An 11,595-nucleotide genomic window follows, 5' to 3' on the forward strand; every position below is an offset into this window, starting at 1 on the left:
TCGCTGCCGCGCTGTACCGGCCCCGGCGTGCGGGTTTCCTCCCTGGCGGAATGCCGCACGGCAACGACCGACAAGGTTAGCAGGGCGCTACGGTGGCACTCGCACTGGCTGGGGAGGCTGCAGGTGAACGGCACGGCGCTCGGGCTCGTCCTCGTCGCCGCCGTCGTGCACGCCGGGTGGAACCTCGCCGCCAAGCGGGTCGACGACGGGGCCCGGTTCGTCTTCCTCTACTACACCGTCTCGGCGGTGGTCTGCGCACCGGTCGCGGTCGTGGCGCTGGTGGTCGAGGGGCAGCATCCACAGTGGACCTGGCTGCCCGCGGCGCTGCTGACCGCGATCTTCCACATCGCCTACGGCATCGTGCTGCAGCGCGGCTACCGCGTCGGCGACCTGTCCGTCGTCTACCCGCTGGCGCGGGGGAGCGGGCCACTGCTGTCGGTGCTCGCGGCGGTCGTCCTGCTCGGCGAGCGGCCCGGGTGGCTCGGGCTCGCCGGCGCCCTCCTCGTCGTGACCGGGGTGCTGGTGATCGGGCTCGGCTCGCGCTCGGCGGCGGACGCGCGCGCCCGCCGGGCCGGGGTCTTCTACGGGCTGCTCACCGGCGTCACCATCGCGGCCTACACGCTCTGGGACGACCACGCCGTCAACGCCCTCGCCGTCCCGCCGTTGACCTACTTCGCCGCCGGCGCGGTGCTGCAGAGCCTGCTGCTCGCGCCCACGGCCGTGCGCGCGGACGGGCGGATCGGCGCGCTGTGGCGGGCGCACTGGCGGGAGGCGGTGGCCGTCGGGGTGCTGTCGCCGGTCGCCTACGTGCTCGTGCTCTACGCGATGCGCATGGCGCCGGTCAGCCTGGTCGCGCCCGCGCGTGAGGTGAGCATCGTGCTGGGCGGGATCGCGGCCTGGCTCGTGCTGCGCGAGCCGCACCCGGTGCGCCGCCTGGTCGGCTCGGTCGTCGTCCTGGCCGGAATTGCCGCGATTGCGGCTTCCTGACCAGGTGGGGTAGGCAGGAGGTATGGACGTCCTGAGCAGCCGGGTGCTGATCCACCCCCGTGACCCCGAGAAGACCACGGCGTTCTACCGGGACGTGCTCGGCCTGGCCATCTACCGCACGTTCCCCGGCGGGACCGTGTTCTTCACCGGCCAGGGCTACCTGGAGGTCGTCGGCCGCGGCGAGAAGGGCACCAGCCCGGACGTGGAGCTGTGGTTCCAGGTCCGCGACCTCAAGGCCACGCTGGACGAGCTGGCCGAGCGCGGGGTCGTGCCGGACCGCGAGGCCCGCCGCGAGCCGTGGGGCCTGGACGAGGCGCGCATCTCCGACCCGGACGGGACGTCGATCGTGCTGGTGGAGATCCCGCCGGACCATCCACTGCGGACGGACATCCGCCCGCAGTGAGCCGCCACGCGCGACCGGCGGCGGGCCTGCGATTGTTCCGGCGCGTTGGCGGATCTTGCGGGGCCGGGTTTGGGCTTGCGGCGCTGGTGGTGCCTGGGGCTGATTCTTGGGGGCGCTGATCGCGGATTTCGCGGGGGTTGGGTCTGGACTCGCGGCGCCGGTGGCGTGCGCGTGGCGCTGGTGACGGCGGATCTTGCGGGGCCGGGTTTGGGCTTGCGGCGCTGGTGGTGCCTGGGGCTGATTCCTTTGGTGCGCTGACCGTGGATCTCGCGGGGGCTGGGTCTGGACTCGCGCCGCCGATGGCGTGCGCGCGGTGCCGGTGACGGCGGATCTCGCGAAGCCGGGTTCGGGCTCGCGGCGCTGGTGGTGCCTGGAGGCTGAATCTTGGGGGCGCTGACCGCGGATTTCGCGGGGGGCTGGGTCTGGACTCGCGCCGCCAAGGGCGTGCGCGGCGCCGGTGACGGCGGATCTTGCGGGGCCGGTTTTGATTTTGGGGTAGCAGGGCGGCTCAGGCGGGGCGGTGGGCGCGGAACTGGGCGGCCAGCGGCGCGGTGACCCCCGGGGGTTGCCACACCCACGTCTGCAGGTCCGTGAAACCCGCCTCGACCAGTTCGGCCGCCAGCTCGTGCCGCGGCACGGGGAGCCACTTTTCGTGCGCCGAGAGGATCAGCCGCCCGCCCGGGCGCAGCACCCGCCGCAGCTCGTGGAAGCCCGCGGGGCGGTCGTCCCACAGTTGGACGTTGTTCACGCTCACCACCACGTCCACGGAGGCCTCGTCCAGGCCCGTCCGCTCGGCCGAACCGCGGGCCAGCCGGACCCGGCCCGCCACGATCTCCGCCGCGCAGCGGGCCTGCGCCAGCTCCAGCATCTCCGGCGACGGGTCCACCCCGTGCGCCAGCGCCGCGCGCCGGCCGGCCAGGCGCAGGCCCACCCCGGGACCGGGGCCGACCACCAGGACCGTCTCCTCCCGGGTGAGCCTCGCCACGTCCACGACGTGCGATTCCGTCGCGCCGTTCGCATGGGCCATCACGGCCCCGCCGATGCGGCCCAGCAGGCCACGGGGGTGACCGAAGGCCCGGTCCAGGATCTGCTCGATGGTTGTGCTCATACCTCCAGGTCAGCACTCGCCACCGCTCACCGGCATCGGGGATGACCCGGAAATCGGGCATGGGAACATGGAGTCGTACCCCACGACGAGCCGAGGATCCGAGTGAGCACGTTCGCCGACCAGACCTTCACGCCGCCGGAGCAGATCCGGAACTTCTGCATCATCGCGCACATCGACCACGGCAAGTCCACCCTGGCCGACCGGATGCTGCAGCTCACCGGCGTGGTCGAGGAGCGGGCCATGCGCGCGCAGTACCTCGACCGGATGGACATCGAGCGCGAGCGGGGCATCACGATCAAGGCCCAGAACGTGCGCCTCCCGTGGCAGGTCGACGGCCGCGACCACGTCCTGCACCTCATCGACACCCCGGGCCACGTGGACTTCACCTACGAGGTCTCCCGGGCGCTGGAGGCGTGCGAGGGCGCGATCCTGCTGGTCGACGCGGCACAGGGCATCGAGGCGCAGACCCTGGCCAACCTGTACCTGGCGCTGGAGAAGGACCTGCACATCATCCCGGTCCTGAACAAGATCGACCTCCCCGCGGCCGACCCCGACAAGTACGCCGCCGAGCTGGCGCACATCATCGGCTGCGACCCGTCCGAGGTGCTGCGCGTCTCGGCGAAGACCGGCATGGGCGTGCCCGACCTCCTGGACGAGGTCGTCCGCCAGGTGCCGCCGCCGGTGGGCGACGCGGACGCCCCGGCCCGCGCCATGATCTTCGACTCGGTCTACGACACCTACCGCGGCGTCGTCACCTACATCCGCGTCGTGGACGGCAAGATCACCCCGCGCGAGCGGATCCGGATGATGTCCACCGGCGCCACGCACGAGCTGCTGGAAGTCGGCATCATCTCGCCGGAGCCCAAGCCCAGCGCCGGTCTCGGCGTCGGCGAGGTGGGTTACCTGATCACCGGCGTGAAGGACGTCCGCCAGTCCCGGGTCGGTGACACCGTCACCTCCGAGCGCAAGGGCGCCACCGAGCCGCTGGCCGGCTACCGCGACCCCAAGCCGATGGTGTTCTCCGGCCTCTACCCGGTGGACGGCTCGGACTACCCGGAGCTGCGGGAGGCGCTGGAGAAGCTGCAGCTCAACGACGCGGCGCTGACCTACGAGCCGGAGACGTCGGTCGCGCTCGGCTTCGGCTTCCGCTGCGGCTTCCTCGGCCTGCTGCACCTGGAGATCACCCGCGACCGGCTGGAGCGCGAGTTCGGCCTGGACCTGATCGCCACCGCGCCGAACGTGGAGTACCGCGTGGTGCAGGACGACGGCACCGAGGTGCACGTCACCAACCCGTCCGACTGGCCGACCGGCGTGAAGATCGCCGAGGTGCACGAGCCGCTGTCGAAGGTCACCGTGATCGCCCCGTCGGAGTTCATCGGCGCGATCATGGAGCTGTGCCAGAGCAAGCGCGGCAACCTGCTCGGCATGGACTACCTGTCGGAGGACCGCGTCGAGCTGCGCTACAACCTGCCGCTCGCCGAGATCATCTTCGACTTCTTCGACTCGCTGAAGTCCCGCACCCGCGGCTACGCCTCGCTGGACTACGAGGAGGCCGGCACGCAGGTCGCCGACCTGGTGAAGGTCGACATCCTGCTGCAGGGCGAGCCGGTCGACGCGTTCTCCGCGATCGTGCACAAGGACGCCGCCTACGGCTACGGCAACAAGATGGCGGGTCGCCTGCGTGAGCTGATCCCGCGGCAGCAGTTCGAGGTGCCGATCCAGGCCGCGGTCGGGTCGCGGATCATCGCGCGCGAGACGATCCGCGCCATCCGCAAGGACGTGCTTTCCAAGTGCTACGGCGGCGACATCTCGCGGAAGCGGAAGCTGCTGGAGAAGCAGAAGGAAGGCAAGAAGCGGATGAAGAACATCGGCCGGGTCGAGGTTCCGCAGGAGGCCTTCGTCGCGGCGCTGTCCACCGACGAGCCTTCCGGCGACAAGGGCAAGAAGAAGTAGCGGCCGCTCAGGCGGTGCCGGAGATCCGGGCCGCCTCGACGAACACCGCGCACCGGCGCTCCTCGGCCATCACGCGGTCGTAGGTGTCCCAGTCGTCGTGGGTGCCGCCGGCCGCGGTGAAGATGTCGCGCAGCAGCCGGGGCAGGCCGGCCGGGTCGAAGGCTTCGTCCGGGTGGTCCGGGCCGATCAGCCGCACCGGTCCCTGCACCGCCGCCCACGTCCAGCCGCGCCGGAACACCACGGTCGCGTTGCCCCGCGCGCGCAGCAGGTCCAGCTTCTTCGCGTGGCCGACCGCCACGAACGCGACGGACGGGCGGCCGGACACCGGGTCGTCGAGGACCCCGGCGTTGACCACCGAAGCGTGCACCGAGCCGTCCGCCCGCGCGACCGCCACCGTGGCCAGGCCGGTTTCCTGGGCGGCGAGCGAGCGGACGGCGTCGAGGTTCGTCATGGGGCCAAGCTAGCGCCGGGAGCGCCGCCGGAACAACGCGCCCGCGACCGGCACCGCGACCAGCGTGATCCCGCCCCACCACAGCAGCGCGAGCCAAGCCGAGTTCCCGACCGGCCCGCCGAGCAGCAGCGCCCGCACGCTGTCGACCACCGGGGTCACCGGCTGGATCTCCACGAACGCGCGCAGCCCGTCCGGCATCGTGCTCGGGGGCACGAACGCGCTGCTCAGGTACGGCACGAACACCAGGATCATGCCCAGCCCGGCGGCGCTCTCCGTGCCGCCGGCGACCAGCCCGAGGATCGCCGCGATCCACGAGATCGCCACCATGAACACCAGCAGGATGCCGAGCGCGGCCAGCCACCCGCCGACAGCCGCGGTGGGGGAGAAGCCGATGAGCAGGCCGACGCCGATCATGATCGCGAGCGACAGCGCGTTCCGGACGATCGCCCCGGCGATGTGCCCGGTCAGCACCGCGACGCTCGACATCGGCATCGAGCGGAACCGTTCCACCACACCGCGTTCGAGGTCGTCCGCGACACCGACGGTGGTGGAGGTCGAGTTGAACGTGACGCTGATGGCGATGATCCCGGCGAGCACGTAGTCGATGTAGGCCGTGCCGCCCGTGTTGATCGCGCCGCCGAACACGTAGCGGAACATCAGCATGATCGCGACGGGCAGGAAGATCGCCGTCATCGCCTGGTCGGGGGAGCGCAGGATGTGCCGCACCGACCGTCCGATGAGGACGGCCGAGTTGTTCGCGTTCCAGTACAGGGTGCTCATCGGGCCGCTCCGATCGTCGTCGAGCCGGTCAGGGACAGGAAGACGTCGTCGAGCGACGGGCGGGTCAGCGCGAGGTCGGCGACCTCCGCGCCGGCCTGGTCGAGGCGCTCCAGGACCTCGCGGACGTCACGGGCGCCGTCGACGGGCACGTTCAGCACCAGGCCCTCCCCGGCGTGCGCCTCGCCGAGCACCAGCCGGGCCACCTCGAACGCCTCCGCGGTGGCGAAGGTCAGGTCGAGGCGCTCGCTGCCGACGCGCTGCTTGAGCGACGCCGGGGTGCCCTCGGCCACGACCCGCCCGCCGTCGATCACCGCGACCCGGTCGGCCAGCTCGTCGGCCTCCTCCAGGTACTGGGTGGTGAGCAGGACCGTCACGCCACCGGCCAGCAGGTCGCGCACGGTCTCCCAGACACCGGCGCGGCTGCGCGGGTCCAGCCCGGTGGTGGGCTCGTCGAGGAACAGCACCGGCGGCGCGGTGATCATGCTGATCGCCAGGTCGAGGCGCCGTTCCATGCCGCCGGAGTAGGTCTTCACCGGCCGTCCGGCGGCCTCGGCCAGGTCGAACTTCTCCAGCAGTTCGCTCGCCCGGCGGCGGGCCGCGGCGGTGCCGAGCCGGAACAGGCGGCCCATCATCACGAGGTTCTCGTAGCCGGTCAGCAGGCGGTCGACCCCGGTCTGCTGACCGGTCACCCCGATGATCCGCCGCACGTCCCGCGCCTGCCGCACCACGTCGAACCCGCCGACCCGCACCGAACCCGCGTCCGGCGCGAGCAGGGTCGTCAGGATGCGGACGGTGGTGCTCTTGCCCGCGCCGTTGGGCCCGAGCAGGGACACGACGCTGCCGCGCTCGACGGTGAGGTCGACACCACCGAGCACCTCTCTGCCCCCGAAGGCCTTGCGCAGGCCGCTGACCTCGATCATCACTCTCTCCCCTGTAACTGTGTATGGCGTAGACTGCTTTGTGTAAGTGATACACAGTTCTAGGATGGCCGTCAAGGACGAAAGGACGGCGATGACGGCGGAACGCACGCGAACCCTCGAACTCCTGTGGGGCGGCGGCGAACGGCCCACCCGGGGGCCGAAGCCCGCGCTGAGCGTGGACAAGATCGTCCGCGCGGCGATCGAACTCGCCGACGCCGAGGGCATCGAGGCGGTGTCCATGCAGCGGGTCGCGGCGGCGGTCGGCAAGACGACCATGTCGCTGTACCGGTACGTATCGGGCAAGGACCAGCTGATCGAGCTGATGGTCGACTACGCGGCCGAGGAGGAACCGCCGAAGCCGGCGGGCGAGGACTGGCGCGCCGAGGTCGCGGTGTGGGTGCGCGCGGTGTGGGAGTTCCACCTGCGGCACCCGTGGATGCTGCGGATCCGGTTGAGCGGCCCGCCGTCGGGTCCCCGGCAGCTGGCCTGGATGGAAGCCGGGATGCGGGCCATCTCCGGGCTGGGCCTGACCGGCGCCGAGATGATCTGGGCGATGACGTTCCTGGACGGCGCGGTGCGTGAGCTCGCGCGGATCTCGCTGGACATGGCGGAGGCGCAGCGCGAGGCGGGCATCACCGGGCAGGAGGCGGACGCGGACTTCGCCGCCGGGCTGCGGAAGTACCTGGATCCGGAGCGGTTCCCGATGCTGGCCGCCACGATCGCCGAGGGCACGTTCGACCCGGACGCCGAGGACGCCGGGATCCTGCCGGACCTGGAGTTCGGCGTGCAGCGCCTGCTGGACGGTCTCGAGGCGTACGCGCGGCGCCGGAAACCCTAGGGTGGGGAGCATGTTCGAAGAGCTGCGTGTCCCCGTTCTCGTGGCGCCGATGGCAGGCGGGCCCACGACACCCGAACTCGTCGCCGCCGTTGCCGAGGCCGGGGGATCCGGTTTCCTCGCCGCCGGGTACCTGAGCGCGGAGGCGCTCGGCGAGCGAATCGCGAAGACGCGGGAGCTGACGAGCAGGCCGTTCGGGGTCAACCTGTTCGTGCCGGGGCGGGAGTCCGATGTGGATCTGTCGCCCTACGTGCGGCGGATCGAGGAGGAGGCCCGGCACTACGAGGCCGAGCCGGGCGACCCGCGCTGGGAGGACGACGACTACCCGGCGAAGGTCGAGCTCGTGGCGGCGCAGCGGATTCCGTTCGTGTCGTTCACGTTCGGGCTGCCGTCCACAACGGACGTGGCGCGCCTGCACGAGGCCGGTTCGCAGGTGATCGTGACCGTCACCACCCCGGAGGAGGCCGTGCGAGCGGTCGAGGCCGGCGCGGACGCCCTGTGCGTGCAGGGGTTCGAGGCGGGCGCGCACCGCGGTTTGTTCGTCGACGATCCGGAGCACCCGGCCGGGGGCGAGGTGTACGGGCTGCTGGCGTTGCTGCGGTTGATCGGGTCCGCCGTGGACCTGCCGCTGATCGCGGCGGGCGGGATCGTGCACGGCGCGGACGTCGCCGCGGTGCTGGCCGCCGGCGCGGACGCGGCGCAACTGGGCACCGCGTTCCTGCGCGCCGACGAGGCCGGGACGCAGCTCGCGCACCGCAAGGCGCTGGCCGAGGGCGGGCGGGTCACGGCCATCACGCGGGCCTTCAGCGGCCGCCCGGCGCGCGGGCTGGTGAACCGGTTCCTGACCGAGCACACGCCGTACGCGCCCTCGGCGTACCCGCAGGTGCACCACCTGACCAAGCCGGTGCGGGCGGCCGCGCACGCCGCCGGCGACCCGGAGGGCGTGAACCTGTGGGGCGGGCAGACGTACTCGGTGGCGCCGGAAGGCCCCGCGGCGGAGATCGTGGCGCGCCTGAAGGCCGAAGCGAAGGCGGCGCAGGAGCGGGTGACCCGGCGACTGGGGTAGGTGCGCGGCGCCCGGGCGGGATGGGCTAGGATTTCGGCACACCGGGCGATTAGCTCAGGGGGAGAGCGCTTCGTTCACACCGAAGAGGTCACTGGTTCGATCCCAGTATCGCCCACCCGGACGGCCCGTCGACATTCGTCGGCGGGCCGTTTGTGTTCGCGGGGAGCGGTGTGGGGTTTCGTCCCAGCTCCATCCGCCGTCGTGCGCCCAGCGTCGTTGCAGGGCGCGGCCAGCATCGACTCGGCGCAAGAGAGGCGGCGGTGGCGGCGCAAGCCGCGATGGACGCGGTCAACACTGGCAGCGGACGATGCGGCGGCGCACGCCGGGCAGGCCGTCGACGCGGCGAACCACGCTGCCGTGATGCCATCGCTGGAGATATCGAACTGGTCAGGTGTGAGCGGGACTGTAACCGATCGAGAGGGACACCACTGACTCGCTCCCTCTACCTCCAACTTATCCCGGGCCAGGGGGCTTGCCGCAAGCCCCGGTCGGTGCTCCAGAATTGCCCACCGCCGGCCGGACGAGCCGGGGGAACGGGGGGGATCGCGAAGTGCGTGTGCTGCTGACGTCGTGGGGATCGCGTGGGGATGTCGAACCGCTGGTGGCGCTTGCGGTGGCGCTGCGGGAGTTCGGCGCCGAGGCGCGGCTCTGCGTGCCGCCCGACGAGGAGTTCGTGGAGCTGCTCGACCGGGCCGGTGTGTCGCTGGTGCCGTTCGGCCCGGCGGTCCACTCCATCGTCGCCAGGCCGAAGCCGCCGACGGTGGAGGACGCGTTCCGGCTCGCCCGCGAGCTGGTCGCCGCGCGGTTCGAAACGCTGACGGCCGCGGCCGAGGATTGCGACGCGCTCGTGGCGACCGGACTGATGCCCGTCGGCGCCCGGGACGTGGCCGAGAAACTCGGCATCCACTACGTGCTCGCCTGCTTCCACCTCCTCGGGCTGCCGTCGCGGCACTTCCCGCCCGGACGACGGCCGGGCACGCCCTCCCCGCGGGACGAAACCGACAACCGGGTGCTGTGGGAGCAGGACGCCCAGCGGGTGAACGACCTGTACGGCGAAGCGCTCAACAGCCACCGCGCGGCGCTCGGCTTGCCGCCGGTCGCCAACGTCCGCGACCACGTCCTCACCGGACGGCCGTGGCTCGCCGCGGACCCGGTGTTGTGCCCGTCGGAGGGCCGCACGGAACTCGACGTCGTGCAGACCGGGGCGTGGGTCCTGCCCGACGAACGCCCGCTGCCGGACGACCTGGGGGCGTTCCTGGACGACGGCGCGCCACCGGTGTACGTCGGGTTCGGCAGCATGGCCCCGCACGTCGCCCGGGAGGCCGCGCGGGTGGCCGTCGAAGCGGTCCGCGCGCAGGGCCGCCGCGTCCTGCTCGCCCGCGGCTGGGCCGGGCTGACCCCGGACGCCGGCGACTGCTTCGTCGTCGGCGAGGTCAACCAGCAGGCCCTGTTCCGCAGGGTGGCCGCCGTCGTGCACCACGGCGGCGCGGGCACCACCACGACCGCCGCCCGCGCGGGTGCGCCGCAGGTCGTCGTGCCGAGGATCGCGGACCAGCCGTACTGGGCCGGGCGCGTGACCGAATTGGGCATCGGCGCGACCCACGAGGGCTCGTCCCCGACCGTCGACTCTCTGTCCGCCGCGCTCACCGCCGCCCTGGCACCCGCGACGCGCGCCCGGGCGACCGAGGTTGCCGGTCAGGTCCGCGGCGACGGCGCGGCGGTGGCCGCGAAGCTGCTCCTGTCGGAAGCCGCCTGACTGGGGGTGTCAGGACCAGGCGAGCCGGCCGTGCCGCGGATTATCGTGGGAACGTGGCCGACGAACCGAACCTGCTGGGCGACTTCCTGCGCGCCCGCCGCGAACTCGTCACCCCCGAACAGGCCGGGATCCCCGTCCACGGCGTGCGGCGGGTTCCCGGCCTGCGCCGCGAAGAGGTCGCGATGCTCGCCGGCATCAGCGCCGACTACTACCTGCGCCTCGAACAGGGCCGCGACCGCAGGCCGTCGGTCCAGGTGCTCGATTCGATCGCCCGTGCGCTCCAGCTCGACGAGGAGATGACCGCCTACCTGGTCGGGCTCGCCACCGACAAGCCCCGGCGCCGGCGTCGGCCGGCCAGGGAGACGGTGCCCGCCGGCACCGCCAAGCTCCTTGGGACACTCCCGCTGCCCGCGTTCGTGGAAGGGCGCTACTTCGACGTCCTCGCCGCCAACCCGCTGGCCACAGCGTTGTCGCCACGTCTGGCGCCGGGCGGCAACCGGCTGCGGGACGTGTTCCTCGACGCGGGCGAGCGGGCGCTCTTCCCCGACTGGGAAAGCGCCACCGAGGAGCTGATCGCGGGCTTCCGCCAGTCGGTCGGCACCGACATCGACGACCCCCGCTTCGTCGAGCTCGTCGGCGAGCTGTCCCTCGCCAGCCCCCGGTTCCGGCGCCTCTGGGCCCGCCACGACGTGCAGCCGCGGCAGGGCGCGGTGGTGCGGTTCGACCACCCCCAGGTCGGCCGGCTGGTGCTGCACCGGGAAAAGCTCGTGGTCACCACCAGCAGCACTGATGGGATGATGCTGGTCGTGTACCACGCCGACGCGGGCAGCGACGACGCGGACAAGCTCGCGCTCCTCGCCTCCGCCGCCCTGCCGGCACCCGCGCCGGATCACTCCTTCGGCTGAAAGAGGTGCGCGGCCGCGGATGGCGGCGCACCCTTTCGTCCATGGCGTTCGGAAAAGCCGCCGCCGTGGCGGCTGTCCTGATCACGGCTGCCGCGCCGGCGGCCGGGGCCGAACCCGCCCACGGGGAGCAGGCCTTCACCGTCAGCGGCACGTTCACCGCGCCCGAGGGGATCACCTCGGTGTTCGTCGCCGTGTGGGGCGCAGGCGGCGGGGGTGGCGAGGCGAACCCCGGCGGCGGCGGGGGAGCGGCGTGGTGCTCCGTCGCGGTCACCCCGGCCGCCGAGTACACCGTCACCGTCGGTGTGGGCGGGCCGGCCGGGGAGCCGGGCAGCGACTCCAGCGTCGGCGTCGCCGGAAGCCCGGCGCTCGTCGTGGCGCACGGCGGTGCGGCCGGGACCGCCGAGGCGCCGGGCCGGGGCGGCGCCGCCGAT

At 72.6% G+C, this 11,595-nt stretch carries 12 protein-coding genes and 1 tRNA gene; 9 read left to right on the forward strand and 4 right to left on the reverse strand.

Annotation, left to right across the window (positions count from 1 at the left end; translation table 11 throughout):
• Positions 1-123: 123 nt before the first annotated feature.
• Both AMY39116_RS0327435 and AMY39116_RS0327440 read left to right on the forward strand, forming a co-directional pair.
• A complete protein-coding gene (locus tag AMY39116_RS0327435; RefSeq protein ID WP_020420812.1) occupies positions 124-987 on the forward strand; it encodes an EamA family transporter in 864 nt (287 codons plus the stop codon).
• Between the two features lie 22 nt (positions 988-1,009).
• A complete protein-coding gene (locus AMY39116_RS0327440) occupies positions 1,010-1,390 on the forward strand; it encodes a VOC family protein (RefSeq protein WP_020420813.1) in 381 nt (126 codons plus the stop codon).
• Between the two features lie 508 nt (positions 1,391-1,898).
• Here the strand turns inward: AMY39116_RS0327440 and AMY39116_RS0327445 are convergent.
• Positions 1,899-2,498, reverse strand: a complete 600-nt coding sequence (locus AMY39116_RS0327445) for a class I SAM-dependent methyltransferase (protein ID WP_020420814.1) — start codon at positions 2,496-2,498, stop codon at positions 1,899-1,901.
• A 102-nt stretch (positions 2,499-2,600) separates the two neighbouring features.
• Here AMY39116_RS0327445 and lepA point away from each other — a divergent pair, with 102 nt between their 5' ends.
• The gene (gene lepA / locus AMY39116_RS0327450) at positions 2,601-4,451 is read left to right on the forward strand and encodes a translation elongation factor 4 (protein WP_020420815.1); all 1,851 of its coding nucleotides are present in this window, start codon (positions 2,601-2,603) and stop codon (positions 4,449-4,451) included.
• A gap of 7 nt (positions 4,452-4,458) precedes the next feature.
• Here the strand turns inward: lepA and AMY39116_RS0327455 are convergent, their stop codons facing one another.
• From AMY39116_RS0327455 to AMY39116_RS0327465, 3 genes are read right to left on the reverse strand one after another with little or no spacing between them, the layout of a single operon-like run.
• Entirely contained in the window at positions 4,459-4,902 is a 444-nt protein-coding gene (locus tag AMY39116_RS0327455; protein ID WP_020420816.1) for a pyridoxamine 5'-phosphate oxidase, read from the reverse strand.
• Between the two features lie 9 nt (positions 4,903-4,911).
• Positions 4,912-5,682, reverse strand: a complete 771-nt coding sequence (locus tag AMY39116_RS0327460) for an ABC transporter permease (RefSeq protein WP_020420817.1) — start codon at positions 5,680-5,682, stop codon at positions 4,912-4,914.
• On the reverse strand, positions 5,679-6,602 hold the full coding sequence (locus tag AMY39116_RS0327465; RefSeq protein WP_020420818.1) for a daunorubicin resistance protein DrrA family ABC transporter ATP-binding protein: 924 nt from the start codon (positions 6,600-6,602) through the stop codon (positions 5,679-5,681). Before AMY39116_RS0327465 ends, AMY39116_RS0327460 begins: the two co-directional genes overlap by 4 nt.
• A 64-nt stretch (positions 6,603-6,666) precedes the next feature.
• Between AMY39116_RS0327465 and AMY39116_RS0327470 the strand changes: the two genes are divergently transcribed.
• The 6 genes from AMY39116_RS0327470 to AMY39116_RS44800 form a co-directional block, all read left to right on the forward strand.
• Positions 6,667-7,440 (forward strand): TetR/AcrR family transcriptional regulator, encoded by a 774-nt coding sequence (locus AMY39116_RS0327470; protein ID WP_020420819.1) that lies wholly within the window; start codon positions 6,667-6,669, stop codon positions 7,438-7,440.
• Between the two features lie 10 nt (positions 7,441-7,450).
• A complete protein-coding gene (locus AMY39116_RS0327475; RefSeq protein ID WP_020420820.1) occupies positions 7,451-8,503 on the forward strand; it encodes a nitronate monooxygenase in 1,053 nt (350 codons plus the stop codon).
• Positions 8,504-8,546: 43 nt separating this feature from the next.
• Positions 8,547-8,618, forward strand: a tRNA-Val gene (locus tag AMY39116_RS0327480).
• Between the two features lie 435 nt (positions 8,619-9,053).
• Positions 9,054-10,259 carry a glycosyltransferase gene (locus tag AMY39116_RS0327485; protein ID WP_020420821.1) on the forward strand — a complete coding sequence of 402 codons (1,206 nt, stop codon included), beginning with the start codon at positions 9,054-9,056 and terminating at the stop codon, positions 10,257-10,259.
• A gap of 53 nt (positions 10,260-10,312) precedes the next feature.
• The gene (locus AMY39116_RS0327490) at positions 10,313-11,164 is read left to right on the forward strand and encodes a helix-turn-helix transcriptional regulator (RefSeq protein WP_020420822.1); all 852 of its coding nucleotides are present in this window, start codon (positions 10,313-10,315) and stop codon (positions 11,162-11,164) included.
• A gap of 41 nt (positions 11,165-11,205) precedes the next feature.
• A partial coding sequence (locus AMY39116_RS44800) for a glycine-rich domain-containing protein (protein WP_020420823.1) occupies positions 11,206-11,595 on the forward strand: 390 nt, incomplete at its 3' end.

The sequence above is a fragment of the Amycolatopsis sp. ATCC 39116 genome (genome assembly GCF_000231075.2).
Classification (GTDB): Bacteria; Actinomycetota; Actinomycetes; order Mycobacteriales; family Pseudonocardiaceae; genus Amycolatopsis_E; species Amycolatopsis_E tucumanensis.

Coding starts and splice junctions, on each gene's coding strand:
- AMY39116_RS0327445 (WP_020420814.1), bottom strand. CDS start 2,498: ATGAGCACAACCATCGAGCAGATCCTGGACCGGGCCTTCGGTCACCCC.
- AMY39116_RS0327440 (WP_020420813.1), top strand. CDS start 1,010: ATGGACGTCCTGAGCAGCCGGGTGCTGATCCACCCCCGTGACCCCGAG.
- AMY39116_RS0327470 (WP_020420819.1), top strand. CDS start 6,667: ATGGCCGTCAAGGACGAAAGGACGGCGATGACGGCGGAACGCACGCGA.
- AMY39116_RS0327475 (WP_020420820.1), top strand. CDS start 7,451: ATGTTCGAAGAGCTGCGTGTCCCCGTTCTCGTGGCGCCGATGGCAGGC.
- AMY39116_RS0327460 (WP_020420817.1), bottom strand. CDS start 5,682: ATGAGCACCCTGTACTGGAACGCGAACAACTCGGCCGTCCTCATCGGA.
- AMY39116_RS0327465 (WP_020420818.1), bottom strand. CDS start 6,602: ATGATCGAGGTCAGCGGCCTGCGCAAGGCCTTCGGGGGCAGAGAGGTG.
- AMY39116_RS0327455 (WP_020420816.1), bottom strand. CDS start 4,902: ATGACGAACCTCGACGCCGTCCGCTCGCTCGCCGCCCAGGAAACCGGC.